Source organism: Streptomyces yaizuensis (assembly GCF_034961445.1).
GTDB classification, from domain to species: Bacteria; Actinomycetota; Actinomycetes; order Streptomycetales; family Streptomycetaceae; genus Streptomyces; species Streptomyces yaizuensis.
Genome location: NZ_BSBI01000001.1, coordinates 552,609 through 575,938 on the forward strand (window position 1 = coordinate 552,609; position 23,330 = coordinate 575,938).

Annotated in this window: 15 protein-coding genes; 9 read left to right on the forward strand and 6 right to left on the reverse strand. The window is 69.4% G+C overall.

The window, feature by feature from the left end:
- The first annotated feature begins 5 nt into the window (after positions 1 to 5).
- The 8 genes from SYYSPA8_RS02015 (at position 6) to SYYSPA8_RS02050 (ending at position 7,158) form a co-directional block, all read left to right on the forward strand.
- Positions 6 to 962, forward strand: a complete 957-nt coding sequence (locus SYYSPA8_RS02015; protein ID WP_323445130.1) for a DUF1702 family protein — start codon at positions 6 to 8, stop codon at positions 960 to 962.
- Positions 959 to 1,882, forward strand: coding sequence for a DUF1702 family protein (locus tag SYYSPA8_RS02020; protein ID WP_323445131.1), 924 nt, complete (start codon positions 959 to 961; stop codon positions 1,880 to 1,882). Before SYYSPA8_RS02015 ends, SYYSPA8_RS02020 begins: the two co-directional genes overlap by 4 nt.
- A gap of 38 nt (positions 1,883 to 1,920) precedes the next feature.
- Positions 1,921 to 3,231, forward strand: coding sequence for a cation:proton antiporter (locus SYYSPA8_RS02025; protein ID WP_323445132.1), 1,311 nt, complete (start codon positions 1,921 to 1,923; stop codon positions 3,229 to 3,231).
- Positions 3,228 to 4,238: a DUF1702 family protein gene (locus SYYSPA8_RS02030; RefSeq protein WP_323445133.1), complete on the forward strand. Its 1,011-nt coding sequence runs from the start codon at positions 3,228 to 3,230 to the stop codon at positions 4,236 to 4,238. Before SYYSPA8_RS02025 ends, SYYSPA8_RS02030 begins: the two co-directional genes overlap by 4 nt.
- Positions 4,235 to 5,161: a DUF1702 family protein gene (locus tag SYYSPA8_RS02035; RefSeq protein WP_323445134.1), complete on the forward strand. Its 927-nt coding sequence runs from the start codon at positions 4,235 to 4,237 to the stop codon at positions 5,159 to 5,161. The genes SYYSPA8_RS02030 and SYYSPA8_RS02035 overlap by 4 nt, the downstream gene beginning before the upstream one ends.
- Before the next feature lie 152 nt (positions 5,162 to 5,313).
- Positions 5,314 to 6,558 (forward strand): NAD(P)/FAD-dependent oxidoreductase, encoded by a 1,245-nt coding sequence (locus SYYSPA8_RS02040; protein ID WP_323445135.1) that lies wholly within the window; start codon positions 5,314 to 5,316, stop codon positions 6,556 to 6,558.
- Between the two features lie 51 nt (positions 6,559 to 6,609).
- Positions 6,610 to 6,879, forward strand: coding sequence for a 4Fe-4S dicluster domain-containing protein (locus SYYSPA8_RS02045; RefSeq protein WP_407705883.1), 270 nt, complete (start codon positions 6,610 to 6,612; stop codon positions 6,877 to 6,879).
- Positions 6,880 to 6,984: 105 nt separating this feature from the next.
- Positions 6,985 to 7,158, forward strand: a complete 174-nt coding sequence (locus SYYSPA8_RS02050) for a CsbD family protein (protein WP_323445136.1) — start codon at positions 6,985 to 6,987, stop codon at positions 7,156 to 7,158.
- Between the two features lie 48 nt (positions 7,159 to 7,206).
- On the opposite strand, the gene SYYSPA8_RS02055 is transcribed toward SYYSPA8_RS02050, so the two are convergent.
- The 5 genes from SYYSPA8_RS02055 to SYYSPA8_RS02075 all read right to left on the reverse strand — a co-directional run bounded on the left by SYYSPA8_RS02055 (position 7,207) and on the right by SYYSPA8_RS02075 (position 20,324).
- Positions 7,207 to 7,470, reverse strand: coding sequence for a DUF4190 domain-containing protein (locus SYYSPA8_RS02055; protein WP_323445137.1), 264 nt, complete (start codon positions 7,468 to 7,470; stop codon positions 7,207 to 7,209).
- 97 nt (positions 7,471 to 7,567) lie between these two features.
- Positions 7,568 to 8,380 carry an SAM-dependent methyltransferase gene (locus SYYSPA8_RS02060; protein ID WP_323445138.1) on the reverse strand — a complete coding sequence of 271 codons (813 nt, stop codon included), beginning with the start codon at positions 8,378 to 8,380 and terminating at the stop codon, positions 7,568 to 7,570.
- A gap of 186 nt (positions 8,381 to 8,566) precedes the next feature.
- Positions 8,567 to 8,995, reverse strand: a complete 429-nt coding sequence (locus SYYSPA8_RS02065; RefSeq protein ID WP_323445139.1) for a DUF4259 domain-containing protein — start codon at positions 8,993 to 8,995, stop codon at positions 8,567 to 8,569.
- Between the two features lie 18 nt (positions 8,996 to 9,013).
- Positions 9,014 to 15,958 carry a polymorphic toxin-type HINT domain-containing protein gene (locus SYYSPA8_RS02070; protein WP_323445140.1) on the reverse strand — a complete coding sequence of 2,315 codons (6,945 nt, stop codon included), beginning with the start codon at positions 15,956 to 15,958 and terminating at the stop codon, positions 9,014 to 9,016.
- Between the two features lie 133 nt (positions 15,959 to 16,091).
- Positions 16,092 to 20,324, reverse strand: coding sequence for a LamG domain-containing protein (locus tag SYYSPA8_RS02075; RefSeq protein ID WP_407705884.1), 4,233 nt, complete (start codon positions 20,322 to 20,324; stop codon positions 16,092 to 16,094).
- A 782-nt stretch (positions 20,325 to 21,106) separates the two neighbouring features.
- On the opposite strand from SYYSPA8_RS02075, the gene SYYSPA8_RS02080 reads away from it, so the two are divergent.
- A complete protein-coding gene (locus tag SYYSPA8_RS02080) occupies positions 21,107 to 22,342 on the forward strand; it encodes an MFS transporter (RefSeq protein WP_323445142.1) in 1,236 nt (411 codons plus the stop codon).
- A 44-nt stretch (positions 22,343 to 22,386) separates the two neighbouring features.
- Here the strand turns inward: SYYSPA8_RS02080 and SYYSPA8_RS02085 are convergent, their stop codons facing one another.
- The gene (locus SYYSPA8_RS02085) at positions 22,387 to 23,244 is read right to left on the reverse strand and encodes a helix-turn-helix domain-containing protein (protein ID WP_323445143.1); all 858 of its coding nucleotides are present in this window, start codon (positions 23,242 to 23,244) and stop codon (positions 22,387 to 22,389) included.
- Positions 23,245 to 23,330 lie beyond the last annotated feature (86 nt).

Here is a 23,330-nt window from a genome sequence, read left to right on the forward strand (position 1 = left end):
GAACCATGGCCCTGTCGCTCAGGGGAGTGCGGCGCGCGGTGATGGGCGTCTCGGACGCGGAGGCGACCGCCTTCAGCCGGGGTGACACCCAGACCTGGAGACATCTGGAGACCGCCGTACGGACCGCGGTCGGTGGCTACCACGCCGTCCTGGACGGCAGCCGCTTCGAGGACCTCGTCCCCCGGCTGGACCGGACACCGCTGGAACTGCGCGGTTACGCCTACGAAGGCGCCGCCATGGGCCTGACCGGCCTGGACTGCTTCCTGCCGGGCCCCTCCCGGCTCCAGGCGTACCTGGAAGGACCGGGCAGTCCGCACCTCTACATGGCCCACATCGGGGCGGGTGAGGCGCTGGCCCGGCTGCGCCGCAGGCCGGAGCCGTTCCTGCGGCGCCTGACGGACCCCGCCCTGAAGTGGCTGGTACTGGACGGCTACGGCTTCCACGAGGGCTTCTTCAAACAGCGGCGGTTCGTGGAGCGGCAGCGCGTCCCCGCGCATCTGTCGCCCTTCGCCCGCCGCGTCTTCGACCAGGGCATCGGACGGAGCATCTGGTTCACCTCGGGGGCCCACCCCGGCCGGATCACCGCCACCATCGCCGCGTTCCCCGTCCACCGGCAGGGAGACCTGTGGCTCGGCACCGGTGTGGCCTGCGGATACGTCGGCGGCGTCGACCGGGCCACCGTCAAGGCCCTGCGCGCGGCCGCCGGCCGGCACGCCACCCGGATGGCGGTCGGCACGGCGTTCGTGGCCAAGGGCAGGCTCCGAGCCGGCAATCCGATCCCCGACACCGACCTGGCGTGCGAGGTGCTGTGCGGCATCTCCGGCCGGACGGCCGCCCGCCTGGTCGACCAGGCCTTCGAGGACCTGCCGGACACCGAGTCCGAGCCGGCCTACGACACCTTGCAGCGACGCCTTCAGACCAGTCTCGCGGTCGCGTCCTCGGCGACGGGAGAGGGCTCATGAGCGTCCTGGGGGCCGTGCTGAGACCGCTGTTCGACGTCACCCCGTCGGACCTGCCGGCCGTCGCCCTGGGCTCCGACGCCGCCGCCGAGCGGCTGAGCAGGGTGGTCTTCACCGTGACGGAGTGCTGCGAGACGACGCTCCTCAACCGGCGGGAGGCGGTGCTGCTGCGCAAGCTCGACGCGTACCCGCGGGAGCTGCGCGGATTCGCCTACGAGGGAGCGGGGGTCGCCCTCGCGGCCCTGGACCACCTGGCGCCGTGGCGGCAGCGCACCCGCCGCTTCGTGGCCGGGCCCGCCGGCCGCTATGTCTTCGCGGTCTACCTCGGGGCGGGGATGGGGCTCGCCCGGCTGGGCCGCGACCCCGAACCGTTCCGGCGACGGCTGCGGGACCCCGTGTTCGACTGGGCCGTCCTCGACGGGTACGGCTTCCACGAGGGCTTCTTCGCCCACCGCCGGCATGTCCAGGAACGCGCCACGCCCCGGTACCTCAGCGGCTACGGGCTGTCCGCCTTCGACCACGGTCTCGGGCGCAGCATCTGGTTCGCGACCGGCGCGGACGTCAAGCGGGTCGTGGCGACCATCGAGGCGTTCCCCGCGCCGCGGCGGGGCGACCTGTGGGCCGGTATCGGCCTGGCCTGTGGATACACCGGAGGGGTCGACGAGCCCACGGTCCGTGCGCTGCGGGCCCGCGCCGAAGGCCACCGGGACCGGCTCGCCGAAGGCGTGGTCGTCGCGGCCCGCGCCCGGCACCAGGTGGGCAACACGGCGGAGCACAACGAGATCGCCTGCCGTGTGGTCTGCGGAATCGACAGCCGCGCGGCCGCGGACATCGCCGCCGAGGCCCTGGCCGACCTGCCGACCGACGACATCGAACCGGCCTACGAGATCTGGCGCCGGCGCCTCCGCCGCCGCTTCGCCTGACCATCCACGTCGGCCACTCGCACAACGATGGGGGCAACGTGTCCAACTCGGAAATCGCCATCCGCTTCTTCCTCCAACTGACCGTGATCCTGGCGGCCTGCCGTGTCGTCGGGCTGCTCGCCAGGAGGCTGGGACAGCCTCAGGTCGTGGGGGAGATGATCACCGGCGTTCTGCTGGGGCCCTCCCTGCTGGGGCTGCTGGTCCCCGACTGGCAGGAGAGACTGTTCCCGGCCGGCTCGTCCATGACCGTGATCTACGTGGTCAGCCAGGTCGGACTGGTGCTGTACATGTTCCTGGTGGGCCTGGAGTTCGACACCGGGCTGATCCGGCACCGGCTCCCCAGCGCCGTCTCGATCTCGATGGCCGGAGTCTTCGTCCCCCTCGTGCTGGGCGCGCTGACCGCCTATCTGCTCGTCCAGGACGACGGCAGGTTCTTCACCGAAGGCGTCAAGACCTGGCAGGCCATGCTGTTCATGGGGTCGGCCATCGCCATCACCGCCTTCCCGATGCTCGCCCGGATCATCTTCGAGCGCCGGCTCACCGGGACCTCGCTGGGCACGCTCGCCCTGGCGGCCGGAGCCACCGACGACGCGATCTCCTGGTGCCTGCTCGCCGTCGTCCTCGCCGTGTTCAAGAACGACATGCAGATCGCGTTCCTGGCCATCGGCGGCGGCATCGCCTACGCCGTCGTCGTCCTGACGGCCGGCCGGCGGCTGCTGAGCCGGCTGGGGGACAAGGCCGAGCGGGACGGCGGGGTGGGTTCGCCCGTCCTGTCGGTGGTGCTGATGCTGCTCATGCTGGCGGCGTGGTTCACCGACTGGGTCGGGATCTACGCGGTGTTCGGGGCGTTCATCCTCGGTGCCGCGATGCCGCGCGGGATCTTCGCCGAACGCATCCGGGCCGGCTTCGAACCGCTCACGGTCCACCTGCTGCTGCCCCTGTTCTTCGTCTTCTCCGGCCTGAACACCGAGATCGGCCTCGTCAACAGCCCGGCCCTGTGGGGCGTCGCGCTGCTGATCCTCCTCGTCTCCGTCCTCGGCAAGGGCGTCGCCTGCTGGTTCGCGGCCCGGCTCAACAAGGAACCCCAGCGCGAGGCCCTGGCCATCGGCAGCCTGATGAACGCGCGGGGCCTCATGGAGCTGATCCTGCTCAACATCGGGCTCCAGGCCGGCCTGATCACCCCGACCCTCTTCACCATCCTCGTCTTCATGGCCATCGTGACCACCCTCATGGCCACCCCGCTGTTCGAGTTCGTCTACGGCCGGTTCCGGCCGCAGCCGACCGCCGGCGACAGCGCCCCCGACGGGAGTGCCCCGCCGCTGGCCGGAGCACGGAAGGGCACGCCATGAGCCCGCGCCTCGGCACCCTGCTCAAGCCGGTCTTCCCGCTGTCCGCCGACGCCTTCCCGAGGATGGCGGCCGAACGGTTCGGCGCGCAGGAGGACATGGACAGGACCTGGCTCACCTTCGAGCCGGTCGCCCGCACCCTGGTCGACAGCTTCTATCTGACGCTGGACCACCCACGGCACGAGGACCTCGTCCCCCGGCTGGACGCCGTACCGCCCGAACTGCGGGGCATCGCCTACGAAGGCGCCGGCATGGGGCTGATGCTGCTCGACAGCCTCTTCCCGTACAGACGGCGGCTGCCCGCCTTCCTCCACGGACCGGGGGCGCCCTACCGCTGCCTCGTCCACATCGGCGCGGGACTCGTCCTGCCCCGGGTGCCCGTCGCCCCACGGCGCTTCCTCGCCCGGCAGGACCCCTTCCTGCGCTGGCTGGTGATGGACGGCTACGGCTTCTACGAGGGCTTCTTCTCCTGGCGTGACATCGTCGAACGGCACCGCGCGCCGCGCCGGATCGGCGGCTACGCGGCCCGCGCATTCGACCACGGCGTCGGGCGCAGCCTGTGGTTCTCCACCGGCGCCAACGCCGGGCGGATCATCGACACCATCCGCGCCTTCCCGGACCACCGGCAGGGCGACCTGTGGAGCGGTATCGGCCTGGCCTGCGCGTACGCCGCCGGGGTCATGGACCGCGACGCCGTCGCGGCCCTCCTGGAGGCGGCCGGACCGCACCGGGGCGACCTCGCCACGGGCACGGCGGTGGCGTCCGTCTTCCGGGAGCAGTCCGGTCTGCCGGCCCCCCACACCGACCTGGCCTGCGACGTCGTCTGGGGCAGGGGAGCGGCCCCGGTCGCCGCCCTCGCCCACGCGGCGGGCCGTGCCGCGGGCCGGCCGGGCGCCACCGGCCGGACGGCCGGCGAACCCGCCTACGAGCGGTGGCGCCAGGAGATCCGGGCATCCTGGCCCGGCACACCCGCGCCCGCCCCGGCGGCGAACGAGGAGACCGGCACATGACCACGGCAGGAGCCGTCCGCAGGCGGCTGTTCGGCATCCCCTCCGCCCGGGCGGTGTTCTCCCGGCCGGGGTTCGCCCCCCAGGCATGGGAGCGGTTCGCCCCGGTCGCCCGCTCCCTCATGGAGGGCTACCACGCGGCCCTGGAGGACCCCAGGCTGCCGGCCCTCACCGCACGCCTGGACGCGGTGGAACCCTCGCTCACCGGCTTCGCCTACGAGGGCGCGGGCATGGGCCTCGCGGCACTGGACGCCGTCTCGCCCCGCAAACGGCGGCTCGACGCCTTCGTCGCCGGGCCCGGCGCCCCCCACATCTACCCGGTGTACGTCGGCGTGGGCCTCGCCTACGCCCGGCTGCGGCGCGCCCCGGAGGACCGCCTCGCGGGCCTCGATCCGCTGCTGGGATGGGTGACCGCCGACGGCTACGGCTTCCACGAGGCGTTCTTCCGACGCCGCCGCTGCGTCGAGAGGCACGCCGTACCGGCCCGGCTGTCCGCTCCCGGCCGCCGGTACTTCGACCAGGGCGTGGGCCGGGCCCTGTGGTTCTCGGGCGGCGCGCAGGTCGACCTCGTCGCCCGCCTCGTCGCCGGTTTCCCGCCCGCCCGGCACGCGGACCTGTGGAGTGGGGTCGGCCTGGCATCGGCCTACGGCGGCGGCGCCGACGAGGACGCCCTGCGCTCGGTCCTCACCCACGCCCCCGGCCACCGGCGCCGGCTCGCCCGTGGCGCGGCGACCGCCGCATGGGGACGTCGCACGGCGGGCAACGAGACCGAACACACCGACCTCGCCTGCCGGGTCTTCTGCGGCCGCGGCAGCGGGGACGCGGCGGCCGTCGTCGCGGAAGCCGCCCGGGACCTGCCCGTGATCAGCGTCGAACCGGCCTACGAGATCTGGCGCCGACGTATCGAGGAGGCCCTGGCCGTCTGAGCCCCACGGCACCGGCCGGGCGGGCGACACCACCGAGGCAACCCCGCACCACCAAAAGAGAACCCGCGGAAACCGCACGCGAACCCCGCAGCAACCCCCGCAGCAACCGCCGCAGCAACCCCCGAACGAACCCCGACGACAGGGAGTCGGCCGTGTACGACGCCATCGTGATCGGTGCCCGGGTGTCCGGTGCGCCCACCGCCATGCTGCTCGCCAGGAAGGGGCACCGGGTACTCCTCCTGGACCGGGCCACCTTTCCCAGCGACACCGTCTCCACCCACATGATCACGGTCGAGGGCAGTGCCCGGCTCCGCCGCTGGGGACTGCTCGGCCAGATCGAGGCATCCGGGTGCCCCGCCGTGACGAACATCGTCCTCGACCTCTGCTTCGACCGGTACGGCCACTTCGCCCTGGAGGGCTTCCCCTACCGCGACGACGACGGATTCGCCGCCATCTACGCCCCCAAACGCACCATCCTCGACAAGATCCTCGTGGACGCGGCGGCCGCGGCCGGCGCCGAGGTCCGCGAGGGGTTCTCCGTCCGGGAGGTGCTCACCGAGGGCGGCCGGGTCGTGGGGGTCCGCGGCCGGGGCGCCAGCGGGATCACCATCACCGAGCGGGCCCGTACGGTCGTCGGCGCGGACGGGCTGCGGTCGATCGTCGCGCAGACCGTCGCGGCGCCCGAGTACCACGTCGTCCCGCCCAAGGCCTTCGGCTACTACACCTACTGGGGCGGCGTGGAACTCAGGGGCCTGGAGTTCTACACCCGCCCCGGCAGCACCGTCATCGCCTTCCCCACCCACGACGACCAGGCCGCCGTGTTCGTGGAGCGGCCCGAGCGCGACTTCGCCGACTTCAAGGCCGATGTACGGGCCGGCTACCGCAAGACGGTCGACGACATCGCCCCCGAGCTGGGGGCACGCCTCGACGCCGGGAGCCTCGCGCACCGGTTCATGGGCGCGGGAAACCGTCCCAACTTCTTCCGCAAGCCCTACGGCCCCGGGTGGGCGCTGGTCGGCGACGCCGGCGTGCACAAGGACCCCATCACCGCCCAGGGCATCACCGACGCCTTCCGGGACGCCGAACTGCTCGCCACCGCCCTCGACGCCGGATTCTCCGGCCGGATGCCCCTGGAAACGGCCCTGCGCACCTACGCCTACCGGCGCGACGAGGCCCTGAAGCCCCTCTACGACTTCATCGTGGACCACGCCACCATGGAGCCGTTCGAACCCGGCTTCCAGGACGTCCTGGCCGCGATGCGGGGCGACCAGGACGCCGTCAACCGCTTCTTCGGCGTCATCCAGAACACCGTCCCCTGGGCGGAGTTCTTCTCCCCCCGCAACCTGTCCGCCCTGATGGGCCTGACCGGCCCGGACGTTGGTGCCGGCATCGGCTGAGCACCCGCATCCCGGCACCGATCCCGCCACCCCTTCCACGCGGAGACCCCCATGACCTACGTGATCACCGAAGCCTGCGCCGGGAACAAGGACACCGCCTGCTGGGAGGCGTGCCCCGCCGACGCGATCCACCCCGGCCCGAAGGACGCCTCCTTCGGCACGCACGTCCAGCTCTACATCGACCCGACCGAGTGCATCGACTGTAGCGCCTGCGAACCGGTGTGTCCGGTGGAGGCGATCTACCCCGAGGACGACGTACCGGAGGAGTCGCACGGCTCCATCGCGGTGAACAGGGACTTCTTCACGGCCCGGCCGGCCTGACCGTGCGTGGGGCCCCGACCGCGGACGGTGGTGGCGTTTCCCGCGTGCCCACGCGGGAACCCGGCGGGCGACCGTGACAACGACACCGGAAGGGCGGCGAGGGACATGGCCGGGGACGAGAAGGCCAGGGCGAAGGCCCAGCAGCTGAAGGGCAAGGTCCAGAAGGAGGCGGGACGCGCGGTCGGCAGCGAACGGACGGAGGCGAAGGGCCGCGCCAAGGAGGCCGAGGGCCACGCCCGCCAGGCGAAGGAGAAGATCAAGGACGTCTTCAAGAGCTGACCGCGCCGGGCGGGCGGCCGCAGCACCGGGGAGGCCCACCGGGCCGCGTCAGGAGCGGGCGACGAGCAGCACGGCGTACACGACGAGGACGCCGATGCCGAGGACGACACCCGTCCTGGCGAGGACCGTTCCGCCCGGGTCGCTCCGGCCGCCGCTGTGGCGGAGGGCGAGATGGCCGGTCAGCACCGCGAGGGGCGCGAGCAGCAGGCTCAGGAAGAAGAAGGCGAGGACCCCGGCGGCGACGCTGGCCACGGCCAGGGCCGAAGGCGCGGACCGGGTGCGAAGGCCGGGCAGGCTCCTGGATGCGTACACGTCTGACTCCCGTCGTCGATCCGTGCGGTGTGCTTGTGCCTGTGCGGCTACCCCGCCCGGCCCGTCCCACGCTCCGGATCACCGCACCCGGGCGGGATCAGCGCTTGCGGGCGAGTGCGCCGTACATCGCGATGTCCCGGTCGTCACAGACCGGCTCGCCGGGCTCGGGGCGCCAGTGATGGACCTGGCACAGGCCCGGTGGTACCAGGTCGAGGCCGTCGAAGAAGGACTCGGCCTCGGCGCGCGTACGCAGCTTCATGGGCATCCTCCGCCGCTCGTACTCCCGCGCGACCCGGCCGACCTCCTGCGGGGCGAAGTCGGCGGTACCGATGGTGGCGGCGAGGAAACTGCCCGGCGGAAGCGGGTCGAGAAGGCGCCGGAGAAGGACGTGGTCCTCCGGGGGGAGGATGAAGTGGAGCATGCCGATCACCATCAGGCCGACCGGTTCCCCCGGATCGAGAACGCTTCGGAACCCGGCCGAGCCGATGATCGCCCCGGGATCGCGCAGGTCCGCGTCGACATAGGCGGTCCGCCCCTCGGGGGCACTGGTGAGCAGGGCCTCGGCATGGGCGAGCACGATCGGATCGTTGTCGACGTACACGACACCGGCGTCCGGCCGCTCCGCCTGCACGACCTCGTGCAGATTGGGGGACGTGGGCAGCCCGGTCCCGATGTCCAGGAACTGACGGATCCCCTCCGCACGGGCGAGATGGCGCGCGGCCCGCTGCATGAACGCCCGGTTGGCGCGCATATGGACCGGCAGGGCCGGCCACTCCGCGCACATGGCCCGGCCCGCGTCGATGTCGACCTGGTAGTGGTCCTTGCCGCCGAGGATGTAGTCGTACACCCGGGCCGAATGCGCCCGGGTGGTGTCCACGCGCCCCGCCGCGCGGTCTGCCTCGTGTGCCATGAGTGAACTCCCGTCGCTCCAGGGGGAGTCCGCAGTCTAGGGCTGCGGGGACCTTCGGTGGGTATGCAGTGAACATCACCGGTGCCGGGTGAAGGCGCGGCGATCAGCAGGTTGGTGCCGGTGACTGTCATGCCGGGTGGCAGAGGCCCCGTCAGGACGTACCTGACGGGGCCTCTTTTTGATTTGCTAGTCGGGAGACCCGGCGGATCGGAGAATGAGGAGAATTCGATCGATCCACTCCCGAGCTTCTGCCCGGTCGTCTGAATTTACCCAGCCGCTCCAATACCAGCCGTCTGGAGGCAATGCCGATTCCACGGCTCTCATGGCCTCTGCAGTGAGGTTTCCGTCAATGGGCTTGGTGAGCCACTCCTCGATTGAGTGGTCCTCGTGCCAGGAGACTTCGCCTCCGGTGGAAGTATTTGCGGCTACAACCGCTGCGGCAACAATCACTTCTTCTGGGAGTACTGCGGAAGAAAGTCTCCCCTGCCCTTCCCGGGCGGAGTGAAACACCGACAGTAGCATGGCCTCGCGCTCTTGAGGTGACATGTCGTGCAGCTCTTCAAGAGTGTCCTCGGCGGTGTCGCTGTCGAAAGGGCCAGAGCCCCAGGTGCCCATAACCTCTCCTTTAAGGAATCATGGCAGATAGCCACCGGTCGCTACGGGTATTTCTGGATCCTTTGTATTGACTAGCGTGACGCCATTTTCCTTGTATCCCTCCATCATTGTTTGCTCGATTCGACGTGCGACGGTTTTTGAGATGCCAGCGGGTAGTTCGAAGTATGTGACGTTCTCGACGTCGTCCGGACCATATCCGGATTTGGCTACGGAATGCTTGGAGCGCATTGACTTATTCACGCGGTCCCTCATTCCATATTTGCTCGAAATTGAACTGCCGACATATTTCGATCCGTCGTTGAGGTGGATTGTGTATATGCCCGGCGTGTTGGGTACATCGAACCGTGTCCCCGGATTTGGTGTGCAATTTGCATTATGGACGAGAAGCGCTGTCCCGCCCGACACCACATAGTACGTGTGGAGATCGTCCACAGTCAGGTTATAGGTCTTGACCCGCTCTGCGTAAGCGCGGTTGGCCGTAACCAGGACAGTGGTGCCGACGTTTGTGAGCAGGGTCATGCCTGCTTTGAGGTCGACCGCGTTGACCCAGCGACGCTCGGACGGGGACCAGAAGGGGTGCTCGTCCGTCGCGATGAGCGGTTGGACGCCGCCTTCTGTCGCTATGGAGAGCTTGTTGAGCTTTCGGTCCGCGTCGGTGCGGATGAGATGCGTGACTGCTCGGGATCCCCATTCACCCTTTTCCGGGTCCAGGGCCATGACCATGTCACCGACCTCGACATCCTCGATGTCTTTGGTCGTTCCGTCCGCCATGAGGACAGCGGTACCGGCGAGGAAGGAGTTGGGGCACCTGCTGTTGGTCTTTGTTTTGGTGCTTGGTTTCCCCATCGGCTTGCGGCCGAGCAAGGTGCCCACGAGCCCGGCGAGTTGGTAGCCGGCACTGCCGGTGTCGACTCCGTGCTCGCCGATGTAGTTGTCCCACTGGGTTCCGTAGTCGCAGCCGGGAGCGCCGGCGCCGCCGTTCCAGCAGTCGCCATCGAAGGTCCATCCGAAGAGCTCGGACGTGTGAGCGGCGCTTGAGATGCCTCCGTACAGCACCTCCGATGGTATTTCGACTATGTTCCTACCCAGCGCCCAGGCACCGTCCAGGAAGCCCTTCGACTTGCCTCCGCCTCCACCGCTTCCGCCGCCGCCCATGTTGGCCGCGCCGCCGTGACCGCCTCCACCGCTTCCGCCGCCGCCACCCGTGCCTGCCTCTTCGCCGCTGTAGCAGTCTTTGACGCAGGTGCTCGGCTCCCGCTCCGGGTGGTACCCGGAGTCCTTGGTGGGGGCGCCGTTGTTGCACTTCGACAGGACTCCGGTGTGGCACTCGGGAACACCGAGGCCACTGGGATCGGAGCTGGTCATCGGGTTCTGCGCCGCGTAGCTGTAGCCGTTCAGGGTGTGCGGGATGCTGGTCTGGAGAAGCGGATCCACACTGATGAAGCGGCCGATGGCCGGGTCGTACTCACGCGCGCCGAGGTGGGTGAGACCGGTTGCTTTGGTGTCGTCGGTGCCACCGACGAAGCCCTTGCTGCCGGGCCAGGACGCGGGGGCGTCGCCCCGGATGCCGCCGAAGGGGAGGCTGCGGCGCTGGCTCACGCTCAGGTCGAACGCGTTGATGGCGAGCTGCCCGGTGCCGTGGTGGTCGGCGATGGTGAAGGTGTGGGTGCGGTCGTTGTTCTGGACTGCGGTGTGACCGCTACCGATGGGGACATAGCGGGTGGCCTTGGTCGCCGTGGCGCCCTTGGGCAGGGTGATCTCGGTGTGGCCGAGATAGAGGGTGGTCTCGGTCGGGGTGCGTCCGATGAGCCGATTGCCTTCGGCGTCGTACAGATACTCCGTGACCTTGCTGCCCTCGGTGACCTTGGCGAGCCTGCCCTCGATGTCCCATTCGAGGTTCTGGCCCGGACGGGTCTCGGTGTTGCCGACGGCGTCGTAGCCGTAGTTCCTGGTCTCCGGAGCCGGGCCGGTGCTGGAGACCGAGAGGAGGCTGTGCGGTCGAGGCTCCCCGGCCTTCGGGTAGGTGTAGCTACGGGTGATGTCGTTCGCCGTCTGGCCGGCGGGGTCGTGGAGGATCTCCGTCGCGCGGTTGCTGGCCTTGTTGTAGCGGTAGCTGTGCCAGTAGGGGGCCGGTCCACCGATCTTGTCCGTCGCGGGGGCGGTCGCACAGGTGGTGGCGGACTGGGTCCATGCCTCGGTCAGACGGGCGAGGTGGTCATAGGCGAAGCACTGGTTGTCGGTGCCGGTGCGGGAGACATCGGCCATCGACCGGACGTTGCCGGCGTCGTCGTAGCGGTAGGTGACATGACGGTCGACGCCGTTCTGTTCCTCGCGGTCGACCCGGGAGGTGGCGAGCCGTTGGGTGCCCCACTCGAAGGTGTTGGTGACCTGGACCTTCTTGCCGTCGGTCCGGTTCATCGTGTACTGGAGCGGCTTGCCGGTGAGACTGTGGGCGATACTCGCGGACACTCCGTCACCCGCGATGCCCACGGGACGGAGGATGTCGTCATGCGCGGTGACAATCGCTCCACCGGGCAGTCCGCCGGCGGCGGAGTAGCTGACCGATGCCGTCAGACCGGACGGCTTGAAGGCGGTGGCGTTCTGATAGGTGCCCTTGAGGAGATCTCCCTCGGCGCCGGGGATGACCACCGCTGTCCTGGTGGGACGGTACAGCCGGTCATAGGCCGTGACCCTGGAGATGTACGCCTGGTCCTTGTGGTAGCGGATGGACTCGGCGAGCTGCCCCTTGGCCTGGGAAACGGTGTCGTACACCCACTTGGCGCGCACGGTTCCGGTCGCGCTGCCCTCCCGCAGCTCGGTCTTCCGACCGAGGTTGTCGTAGATGTGATGGAGCGACCTGCTCCGGGCATCGGTCGTGGAAAGCAACTGACCGCGGTCGTCGTAGGAGCTCTTGGTGATTCCCTTGTCCGGGTCGCTGGACTCGGTCGGGCGGCCTAGCTGGTCGTAGTCGTAGCTCCAGGTGGCTCCGGACGGGCTGGTCAGCGTGGAGAGCTGACCGCTCGGGTGGTAACGGTACCGGGTGGAGTCGTAGGCGGAGTCGGCGGAACGCTCGTGGTGCTGACGGACCTCGGAGATGCGTCCGCGTCCGTCGAGGAGGTTGGTGATGGTGGTGCCGCCGGTCGGCGGGACGATGGTGGTGCGGTCGCCTTCGTAGGCGGTTGTCGTGGTGGACAGGACAGCGCCGCCGTCACTGTTGCCGGCGATCTGGCGCACCTGGGTCTCGCGGCCGAGGCCGTCGTAGGTGGTGAGGGTCTGGGTCTCGACCGACAGCGCCTCATCAGGGGTGAAGAGTTCGGGCTTGGCCTTCTGCGTCGTGTAGTAGGGCGCGAAGGTTTTGACGGCGTTGCCACGGTTGTCGTAGAAGACATCGGTCAGGATGGTGCCGCCGTTCGGTCCGGGCGACTGGGTCTGACGCTCTCGCAGGAGGCCGTCGTACAGGACCTGCGAGGAGATCTGTCCGTTGGTGTTGTTGATCGTCTTGCTGACCACTACCGACGGCTTGCCGTCCTGGATGTGGTAGACGAACTCGTGGCTCGGCAGTTCGGTGGTGCTCCGGTCGGCGAGCCAGACCTTGGAGCTGCGGCCGAGCGCGTCGTAGGTCTGCTCGGTGACGTTGCCGTTGGTGTCGGTGACCCGCACCGGAAGTCCGCGCGCGCCGAGGCTCTGGGTAGACGTCTGCGCGCTGCCCGGGACCTTGGTGTCGGCCGGCGGGGTAGTGGCCCTCACCTGTGTGGGCAGGCCGCTCGCCGGGATGTAGACGGTGGTATTGGTACGGCCGTCGGTGCGTGCCGTGCGCGTGGGTCCCTTGCCTGTCGGGACGGTGACATCGGCGGTCAGATCGGTGCTGGTGAGTACGCGGCCATAACCGTCGTACGTCGAACCTGTCTCCAGATAGACCGCCTGTGCGGCGTCCCGCTTCTTGAGGACGGCCCTGGCCGTGGCATCACCCTTGACCGGAGCCGCGTCGTAGGGCTTGCCGTCGTACGCCATGCGAACATCGGTGATGACGTCCTTGGTGCGATCGGTCGGTGCCGCACAGGCCTTGGCGACGGTCTCCACCCGGGAGGGCAGGCTCAGGATGGCGGAGGTACCGGTGGGGTAGGTGGTCCTGACGCACTGGTCGTCCTCGGCGGTTGCGTCGTCGCCGAGGTCGTCCACCTTGACGAGCCGGCCTGCGACCGTGTCGTAACTGTTCTCGGTGGAATTGGTGCGCCACTTGGCGCCCGCGCCGCTGTCGAGCGACTCCCAGCCCTTCACCTGCGTACTACCGGTGAAGTTGGCGGTCACCGTGCCCCAGGAGCGCTCCTTCTTGGCGGTCTCGTGGTGCCAGGGCCTGCTCACGGTCTTCGAGAGAACCTTGCCCCCGGGCTGGTCGAAGACGATGCTCTTGTAGCTGAAGCCGGCGAGGGCCTCATGGTCGGTGATCGGCAGGCCCTCGCCCTCGCCCAGGTTCACGATGGCGAGCTTCGTGCCGTCCTCCGGCTTCACGCCGGCCCGATCGCCGTGCATACCCCGCAGGTAGTAGGTGTCCTGCTGCGACTTCATGGCGGTGGCGCCGCCCTGGCCGCCGGACTGGACCCGGATGTGTCCGTATCCGCGCCACTGGGACCAGGTCCGCTCCTTTTCCTTGCTCAGGCCGTCGTCCTTGTCGAAGGCCCAGGCCGCGTCCCCCAGATACTCGTAGCGCGTCACCGCGTCGGGAGCGCCACTCCGGGTCCGGTCGCTGGTGGTGACGGAGGTGACGACGTACTTGTTGAACCAATGGGTCTCCGCCGCGCTGGTGGCGTCGCCGCCAAGGTACTGCGGGTAGCAGCGGGTGGTGTTCCTCTCCGGAGTGGGCAGGGCGTTCCAGTCACAGACGGCTGCGGAGTAATTGGCGCTGACTTTGCCCCCCATCTCGTCGTCGATGGTGGACAGTCGCTCCTTGATGAAGGGGGCGTAGCCGTCGCCGGATTTGTCGAGCCGGTTCTCCAGCTGGGTGTAGTGGAGGGTGGTCCGCGGCAGGGTGACGGCCGGGGCGGCCGTGTGCCCAGTGCGCTGGATGTCGGTGAGGATGAGCTGGTAGTCGACGTCCGCCCTGCCCCAGCGATGCCCCAATTTCCAGCTGTCGTTGCGGTCGTAGCCGCCGCTTGCGTTGAGCGTCTGGGTGGTGACCCCGGTCAGCCGCTTACGGCTCCAGAAGGACGGCGAGAGACGGCCCTTGTCGCATGTGCTGCCCGCAGCACAGTTCAGGTCCCAGGGAGTGTCGAACCAGTGGAATGCCTTGTCCTTGATGGTGTCCGGCAGACAGGTGACACCCGCCTCCGGCAGGCACCGCTCCTTGCTTTCGAAGTCCACCTGAGCAAGGGGCTTGTCGGTGTAGACACGACCTACCTTCAGACCGTAGTCGACACGCTTGAGGTAACCGCTGCGGGTGTAGGGGGTGTCGTCCTCGCTCTTGAGGTTGCGGCCGTAGGAATTCTCCTCCTTGTCATAGTGGTAGGTGATGACATTTCCGTGGGGGTCTCGGACGTAGTCAAGGTTCCACCGCCACCCCTGCTGGCACCAGGACTTGGCGAAGTCGGTCCCGTTGCACTCATCTCCCGCGTCGTTGCCGAAGACGGGGACGGTCCAGGTGGAGTTGGTGGCCTCCTTCCCCTCGGTCCAGCCGGGCAACCGGTTGTAGCCGAAGTAGTACTCAACGCCGTCGGGAGTGGTGAGCAGCCAGTACTCGCCGTCCTTGTCGCCGTTGCCCCGATCCGGGCTGAAGAGGCGCTGCACCTTGGTGCCGTCGTCGTTCTTGAGCTTGAAGGTGCCTTCCTCGAGATTGACCGGGACGAGTTCTCCACCCTTGCCATTGAAGGACAGGAAGGCGTTGTCGTACGCCCAGCACAGGTCGCCGGGCCTGCTGCCGTCGGCGTTCTCTACGCCGTCCTCGGAGCACGGCTTGTACCGGCGCTCGATGGAACCCGGCGACAGGTCGAAACCGTCACCGACCCAGGACGCCTGGTTGTTGGAGTTGCCGGTGCGACCGTCGATGGACCCTGAGGCGTAGTGGAGGCCGATTTTGGGCACCAGCCCCCCGGGGACACTGGGCACAGGCATGCTGTACGACCAGGTGAAGTCACCGGTGTTGAGATTGGTTTTCCAGGAGGCGGAAGACGCCAGAGAGGTCGCTTTGTAGGTGCCCCTGTCGCCCTCAGGGGCCGCCATGGCGGCCAGTACGGTCGGCGTACCGACGCGCATGGCGACGGACTGTGTCGTCAGAGTCTTCCTGGCGGTGTCATTGCCGGTGGGGAGGGGCTTCGCGGTGTGACATGCGTCCTTGGCGGGGTTGGTCAGCGCACAGGCAGGAAGCTCGACCAAGCGCAACCGGGAGGCGTAGGAGCCACCGAACGCCCCCGCGAAGTCGGCGTAGTCGAGGGCGACGTCGACCGGACCGGACTGTGCTGAGGTGGTACCTCGGCCGGGTTCAAGAGTGAACAGAACACCCTTCACCCCAGCGCGCTCGGTCTGCTTTCGGTCGAGCACATGGGTTTCGACGGTAGCGGGCGCGGTCCGCCGTGCGGCCGACGTGCTCCCTTGCTGCTTCCCGGCGGTGTTCGCTGCTGCGGCAGTGACCCGGATGAGGCCCTTCTGGGCTTGCGCGGACCGGACGGCGACGCCGGATCCGGCACGTGCCACGGTCACCGTGGTCCCTCCGGCGGTGGGCCAGGACGCCGGGGGAGCTTGCCGCGGGCCCTGAGGGCCGCGCCAGTCGGCCCGGGCAAGGGAAGTGGTGCCGAAACTTCCGGCGATCGGCTTTTCGGCCGAGGGAACCCCGGGCAACGGAGGCGGGGTGCGGATCCCCGCCTCCGCCGGAAAGGTGACGCCCTGAATCACGGTGGCGATCATCACCGTCGACAGGGCCAGCGTCGTACGCCTGAGCAAGGTTCTGCGCAGGCGTACCAATGGGGGTTTCATGGGTGCATTCCTCAATGTCGGATGTCGCGCGTTCCGGGTCGGGGCGCGCATGAACCATGAGTGGAGGAGACACGCCCGAGGCGTGCCGAGGACGGCGCCCGGGCATCAGCCCGGGCGCCGTGCGCGTTCGGTGTCAGATGTCTGTGGGGACCTCGGTGGGGGCGTCGAACAGCCTGGCCTTCACCATCTCGACCTGGGTGCCGCTCAGTGCTCCCTGGAAGACCCATACATCGTCGATGAGGCCGGGGAAGGGCTTGCCGGATGTCTCGTTCCGGGCCCGGCCGATCAGCAGGCTCTTGCCCGCTGTGAAGACCAGGGCGTTCTCGGTCCAGGAAAGGAGGTCGACGCACGTGGAGTCGTCGTTCTTGCCGTCCCCGTCGGTGTCGGCACACTCGTGTTCCTGGAGGGAGCCATTGACATAGAGACGGAGTTCCTTGTCATGGCCGTCGTAGACCAGAGCGAGATGTGTCCAGGCGTCCACCCGGAAGCCAGCTGTGTGCTTCACGCGTTTGACCACCGGCTTGTCCACGGGGTTGACACTGTCCTTGTCCGCGACGGCCACCTCCCAGTAGCCGGGGTCCGCAGGGTTGGCGGCGTTACCCGGCAGGTAGCGGATCTCGACGGCGCTGCGGAGGGCGCCGTCGGCCCCGATGAGGGCGACGCTGTGCCGGGGCTTGGCGGTGGCCCGCGCCCAGGCGGTGACGGTGAAGCTGCCGCTGGTGTCCACCGGGACCTGGGACATCGTGGCGAAGGCGTCGGAGCCGTTGAGTTCGAGCGCCTTGTTGTCCACCTGGGACCCGTCGCTGAGCCTCGCCGCTCCGCGCAGGGTCAGCGGCGTGCCGCCGGGGAGCCCGTTGGGGGTGGTCACCGTGGTTCCGGTGCTGACCTCCTCGAAGTTCCAGCGACCGTTGACCAGGGCGCGCTGCTTGAACAGTGCCTGCACCTCGGGGCCGGAGACCGGTCGGTCGAAGAGGCGTACGTCGTCGATGAGCCCGGGGAAGAAGGAGCCGGGCCGGCGATCGTAGGAGCCCGCGCCGATCTGCACCGGGCCACCCGCGTACCAGGTCTCCGAAACGATGGTACGGCCCGCCTCCGCGCCGTTGACGTAGAGCGTCAGTCGGTTGGCGACGGTGTCGTGGACCCCGACGAGATGCACCCACGCCTCGGCCCTGACCTCCTTGTCCTCGGCGACGGCCCGGATGGGTGCCGCTTCCGGGCTGTCAGCGGCGTACTGGTTGAACACCCATTTGTTGAGCGCACTGGAGTAGTAGAGCTCGAAGCCGGATTTGTGAGTGCCCGCCTGAGTGGCGACAATCGCCGCCTGGCCCGGTACGGAGTCGAGCCTGACCCATGCCGCTACGGCGAAGCCGCGCTGGTTGTTGAGGTGCGGGGCGGTGGTGACGGCGTAGTCGTCCTTGCCGTCCAGCTTGAGCGCGTGGCCGTCCATGCCCTTCACGCCGGTGACGGCGCCGCCCCTGAGGGCAGCCGCGTCGACATCGGCCCGGCCGATGACGTCGGTGGCACCGGCAGGCTCGTCCAGCGGGAAGACGGCGCGCGCGGGGCGGCCCTCACCGATGGACTGCTTGGAGTGCAGCAGGGTGACCTCGGTCGGCGACAGCGGCTTGTCAAAGACGCGCAGCTCGTCGATTGCACCAGGGAAGAAGGATTCGAGCTGTCCGCTGTAGGAACCCGCGCCGATCTGGAACCCCCGGCGGGCGTCCCAGGATCCGGTATGTGGTGCCGTGCCCACCAGCTTGCCCTGGACGTAGAGCTTGAGCTCCCCCGCGCCCTGGCTGTAGGTGCCGACCAGATGGGTCCACTCACCCGCACGTACTCCGCCTGCGGTGGATGCCATGGCACGCACCGGGGTGGCGGTTGCGGTGTCGGCGGTGTACTGGTTGAACACCCACCGGTCGTAGCTCTTGGAGTAGTAGAGCTCGAAGCCCGGGCGGTGGTTTCCTGGTTGGGCCGCGATGACCGCCGCCCCTTCCGGCAGCTTCGACAGCTTCACCCAGGCGGAGACGGAGAAGGCCGCCTCGGTGGCGACTGAGGAGAGGTCGGTCCGTGCGTAGTCGTCCACGCCGTCGAAGGACACGGCTGTTCCCACTGCCCCTGGCACGCCGGGCGTGGCTCCGCCGTGGAGGGTTGCGGACCGGTCACCCGCGGTTCCCTGGACCTCCGTCCGCTGCCCCGGTTCGTCCATCGCCCAGACGGCGCGTTCCGGCTGACCGGAGCGGACGCGGAACTGGTAGGTGCGGATCTCGCTGTTGATGCCGGCATCGTCGAACGCCTGTGCGGTGACATAGTTCAGCCCCGGCCGGGACGGCAGGACGGGAATCGTTCTGGCCGCCCCGCCCGATGTCGACAGTGTGTTCGCTTCGGTCGGATTGCCGTTGATGCCGTAGCGGTAGCGCTGAACATCGCTGTCGGACGCCTTGATCTCGAACAGCCCGTAGTTGCCGACGCCGTCCAGCCAGGGATCCTGCGGATTCGCGTTGTTGGAGGCAGGGTACTCGCGAGAGGTGATGCTGGGGGCCTTGGGGACCTTGTTGTCGAAGATGAAGTAGCAACCGGTCGGGTCGCCGGCGTTGGACCAGGGCGACTCCGCGCTCCCCGCTCCCTCGCCGTCGCGTGACTTCACGTACCACGAGACCTCACGATCCACGGGCAGGGGAGGCAGTTCGATGGTGAAGGTCGAGCGGGAAGACTGTTTGGTTGTCCAGGCGGGCGTCCAGCGCGGAATCACGCCCTTGCCGTCACCGCTGTCCCAGCTCGCCTGGAACTTCACCTGGACGGCGTCACCGTCAGGATCGGTGACATCCCTGACGGATATGGTGCCCCGGCTGCGCACCCGGGCCGGAGTGGCGTTCCCCGGGCAGGCGCCGCCGTACTCCATGAACATCTGTGTGTGCTTGATCTGCGGCGGCGGCCGGTTGTACAGCACGCGCAGATGAGCCCGGTCGGAAAAGCGCTTCCAGGCGTAGGCGTCGGTCTCGCTGGCCGCTCTGAGACCGAAGGTCATGGTCGGCGTCCGGTCATTGGCGGCCGCCTGAGCCTCTGCCCTGATGTCGAACTCGGCGTCCTTCGCCACGCAGCCCTCGAATCCGTGGGCGAAGGAACGCGATGCCAGCTCCTTGATCCAGAAGCCTGGTGTCAGCTGCGTGTTCCACGTCGTCCGGTCATTGATGGCCTTGGTCTGCCACAGCTCGACCCCACGTGCGGAGCACGAAGCGGACCAGGTGTTGCGGACGATGAACTCCGCCTTCTCGATCCGCTTGCCGGCCAGGCCCGAGGTGTCGATCTGGTAGAAGAGCCGCTTGGTGTCATGGGGGTTGCAGTAGTACCAGTTGCACAGCCCCAGTCCCTCGGTGGACTTGCCGTTGAACTCCCACTGCGGCTCGTTGTCCCAGTATTTCGAAGCCATCGTCCACGACGATGCCCGCGGCGAGTTCCACTGCGGATCGATGTACACCGGGTAGACGGTGTTCGGTCCTGTGAGCACTGTGGCGTCCGGTTTGAGGACCAGTGTGTCACCGGCAGCGGGCAGTTCCACGCCGACCGTGGCCAGTTTGCCCGAATCGCCGGCTCCTGGCTCCGTAGCACCCGACTCGCCGGCCGGGAATGCGGCGGCCCGCTTGCCCGCAGGTTGCTTCTGGGTGGCAGGGGTCGGCTGATTGCTGCCGCCTGACGGAGTGCTGGAGTCCCACATCACTGGCCGGGGGGCTTCGAACACCGTCCCCTGGGAGCTCTCGTCCACCGCCGTCAGCCCGCCGCTGGTGGTCTGACGCACCTCCAGCCCTTCGGATCCGAGGGCCAACCGCAGCTCGGTGAGCCTCTTGTTGGCCGCGGCCTCGGCGGACTTGACCACCAGGAGCTGGGTGAAGCCGTCCTCCTTGGCCCCCATCCGCAGGTCGACTCCGGGCAGTACCTCGCGGTAGGTGGCAGTGGGACCGTTCAGCTCGGGGGCGGGCAGGGGGTCCGGCCAGGACAAGGACAGCTCCCGCCCCGCCTTCTCCATCCGTACCAGCGGTGTGCTGCCGCCACCGGAGAACTCCAGTTCGACCGTGGCCGCTTTGGGGAGAACCCTTCCCGCCGGGGAGCGGGTCAGATCGGTGTCGACCGGTTTCCAGCCGCTCTGGGTGCGCACGCGCACCGGGCGAAGATGAATGCGGGACTCCAGCTTGCCCTGGGGCATGGCAAGGACATCGCTGGTCTCGCTCCGCAGCGAGGCGACCTCCACCGGGGTGCCGGAACGTTTTGCCTCCGCGAGCGCAGCATCAGTGGTGGCTACGGAGGGATTCCCCCCGTCAGTCCGGTCGGCCCCAACCGGTCCGGCGGGGAGGCCGGTTGGTGTCCGGGCTGGCATTACGGTCGATACAGCCCCTGTGGAGGGTTGCGCAACTGCCGGTGCGATACCGGCTGTCAGCGCGATGGCGAGACCTCCGGCCATTCCGCGGGCTGTCAACCGGTCTCTGCTCCGGCACCTCAGCCGGAGAACGCGATTCACTTGTGCCTCATCCACCCATTCAGACTTAGAGATTCACTCTTTTCACAAAGTCTCAGCAGAGTTAAGGGTGGTAGCGGAGCGCTGTCAAGGGGTTGCGCTATGAGTGCATCAATGTGAGATCGGGCCCGGAAAGGGCTGGTGGGCGGGCGCGTGCGGCCATGATCGTCAAGTGGTACGGTCACCCCGTGCATGCGGTTGATCGCTTCAGGTTATCCGGTCGCCCGGTCGTTGCGCATGCCGATCTCCGTCACTGCCTCGGGGCTCTCGTCGGCGGGTCCGGGGCAGACATGCCATGACGTCGACATGCCTTCTCCGAGGACGCGAAGTGGGCGCGAGCATGCTCGCGCTGACCTGACAGGAGAGTGGGGCTTCGGACTCCTGCTTCTGGACCTGCAACGGACGGCGGAGTCGTCATCGCTCTTCGCCACACGGACAGCGAAGGGCCCACTCGGAGACGCCCCCGGCGGCGGCGAGCCTGTGACCGGCGGTCACAGGATCAACGGCTGACTGGTTGCGGCCCGCCGCGCACGCGGACGATGGGTCCACCGCGCCGGCGGGCCCGCCGCCGGGCCGGGAAGCCGCCCCCGGGGCACCACGCCGGTCCGCGGATCCCCCGTCGATGCCCGAAAGGCAGTGAATCCGTGACCGCTCCACCGGACCCCGCCGGCCCCGAGACCCTCGACCGACTGCGGTACGCCGGAGTCTTCGCCCTGCTCTTCCTCTTCGGGACCGAGACCTTCCTCGTCTCCCCGCTGCTGCCGTCCATCGCCGACGACATCGACGTCAGCGAGGCCGCCGCCGCCTCCACCGTCACCGCGTACGTCCTCGTCTACGCCGTCTGCGCCCCCTTCCTCGGGCTGCTCAGCGACCGCTTCGGCAGACGCCGCACACTCATCGCCGGAGCCGTCCTCTTCCTGGTCTCCAACGTCATCGCCGCCCTCTCCACCGGGCTCACCCTGCTCGTGGTCTCCCGCGCCGTCGCCGGACTCGCCGCCGCGGCCGCGGGCCCCGCGATCTGGGCGCACATCGCCGAGACCGCCGGCGACGCCGTGCGGGGGCGGGCCCTCGGCCTCGGCATGGCGTTCTTCTCCTGCGGGCAGGTCGTCGGCGTGCCGCTGGGGGCCCTCCTCGCGGACGCGGCCGGGTGGCGCTCCGCGTTCCTCGCCATGGCCGTCGCCACCGGGGCCGCGCTGCCGCTGCTGCTGCGCCAGATCCCCGCGAGCCGCCCCGCGCCCGCCCGTACCGGGGCGGCCCGGGCCGTGCTCGCCGCCTGGGGCGATCCCGCGCTGCGCCGTGCCCTCGTCGTCAACACCGTCTTCCACGCCGCCAACCTGGGCGCGTACACCTTCCTCGGGGCCCTGCTCGACCACCGCTTCGACCTGTCGGTCACCGCACTCGGGCTCGTCGGCATCCTGGTGGGCGCCGGGAGCGTCGCCGGATCCCTGCTCGGGGGACGGCTCGGCGACCGCGCCCGTGCCGCCGGGACCGGCGGGGTGCCCCTCCTGCCGCTGTGGGGAGTCCTCATGGCGGGCGGCATCGCCCTCACGGCGTACGGGCCCACCCTGGTGCCCGCCCTCGTCGGCGTGGTGCTCTGGTTCGTCGCGAGCGGCGGCTTCGTCACCGATCAGCAGACCCTCGCCGGGACCGTCGACCCCGAGCTGCGCGCCACCTCCAGCGCCTGGCTGACGTCCACGATGTACGCGGGCACCGGCGTCGGCGCCTGGGCGCTGGGGCTCTTCGCCGATGTCGCCGCCGGAACCCTCGTCATCGGCACCGGACTCGCCCTCCTCGCGGCCGTCGGGGCGCTCGCCGTCACGGCCGGGTCGCGCCGGGTGGCCACCGGGGCCGGGGAGGACCGGACCGCTCACAAGCGCTGAGCCGACAGATTCGAGCCCCGGACCGCCCCCCGGCGGCCCGGGGCTCAGCCCACCGGCCGCAGCGGGCGGGCCACCAGCTCGGACATCCGCCGCCGGCCCTCCTCCGCGACCGGTGTGAACAGCAGGACCAGCGCGCTGGGGTCGTCCACGGGGTGGAACGACGACAACGACAGCTCCAGCCGCTGCGCACCGGCCGGTTCCACCGTCACCGTACGGGCCGTCAGTTCCGCCACCGAATGGCATCCCCACCAGTGGCGGAACTCCGGCGCGTCCCGCTCCATGTGCTCGTACACCTCGACCGTCCGGCCGTCGGTCAGCGCACGGCCCGCCTGCGCCCGGAAGTGCTGGAACACGTTCATCGCCAGCGGCTCCCAGTCGTGCAGCACCGTCCGCAGCCGCCCGTCGGCGACCATCAGCCACATCAGATTGCGCCGGTCGGCCGGGATCGAGGCGGGGCTGCCCCACAGTGCGCTCCAGGCCGTGTTCCAGCAGAGCAGGTCGAAGTGGCGGTCCAGCAGCACCGCGGGGCTCGCGGGCCAGGAGTCCAGCACCGGGCCGACCGCCGCCGCCAGCGCGTCACCGGCGGTGTCCCGGGGGCCGGGCTCCGGGCCGGGGTCGTGGTACCCGGCCAGCCGCATCGCGTGGCGCTGCCCGGCGGCGTCCAGCCGCAGGGCCCGGCTCACCGCCGCCAGGACCTGCCGGGACGCGGTGACCCGGCCCTGCTCCAGCCAGGTGTACCAGGCGAGACCCACCCCGGAGAGCGAGGCGACCTCCTCCCGGCGCAGCCCCGGGGTGCGTCTGCGGGCCGTGGCCACCAGACCCACGTCGGAGGGCTTCAGCAGCTCGCGGTGGGCCCGCAGGAAGGCGCCGAGTTCCGGGCTGGGGGCGGGGGTTGACGACATCGGGCACGTCTCCTCGAAGACCGGGGGAAGCGGGAAGAGGCGGGGGCGGGACGCCCGGCCAGCGTAGCCGCGCCTCCCGCCCCCGC

What these genes read in the sequence shown, in the direction of transcription:
- SYYSPA8_RS02015 (WP_323445130.1), top strand. Translation starts at nt 6, where the DNA reads ATGGCCCTGTCGCTCAGGGGAGTGCGGCGCGCGGTGATGGGCGTCTCG.
- SYYSPA8_RS02020 (WP_323445131.1), top strand. Translation starts at nt 959, where the DNA reads ATGAGCGTCCTGGGGGCCGTGCTGAGACCGCTGTTCGACGTCACCCCG.
- SYYSPA8_RS02030 (WP_323445133.1), top strand. Translation starts at nt 3,228, where the DNA reads ATGAGCCCGCGCCTCGGCACCCTGCTCAAGCCGGTCTTCCCGCTGTCC.
- SYYSPA8_RS02035 (WP_323445134.1), top strand. Translation starts at nt 4,235, where the DNA reads ATGACCACGGCAGGAGCCGTCCGCAGGCGGCTGTTCGGCATCCCCTCC.
- SYYSPA8_RS02045 (WP_407705883.1), top strand. Translation starts at nt 6,610, where the DNA reads ATGACCTACGTGATCACCGAAGCCTGCGCCGGGAACAAGGACACCGCC.
- SYYSPA8_RS02050 (WP_323445136.1), top strand. Translation starts at nt 6,985, where the DNA reads ATGGCCGGGGACGAGAAGGCCAGGGCGAAGGCCCAGCAGCTGAAGGGC.
- SYYSPA8_RS02060 (WP_323445138.1), bottom strand. Translation starts at nt 8,380, where the DNA reads ATGGCACACGAGGCAGACCGCGCGGCGGGGCGCGTGGACACCACCCGG.
- SYYSPA8_RS02065 (WP_323445139.1), bottom strand. Translation starts at nt 8,995, where the DNA reads ATGGGCACCTGGGGCTCTGGCCCTTTCGACAGCGACACCGCCGAGGAC.
- SYYSPA8_RS02070 (WP_323445140.1), bottom strand. Translation starts at nt 15,958, where the DNA reads ATGAAACCCCCATTGGTACGCCTGCGCAGAACCTTGCTCAGGCGTACG.
- SYYSPA8_RS02075 (WP_407705884.1), bottom strand. Translation starts at nt 20,324, where the DNA reads ATGCCAGCCCGGACACCAACCGGCCTCCCCGCCGGACCGGTTGGGGCC.
- SYYSPA8_RS02085 (WP_323445143.1), bottom strand. Translation starts at nt 23,244, where the DNA reads ATGTCGTCAACCCCCGCCCCCAGCCCGGAACTCGGCGCCTTCCTGCGG.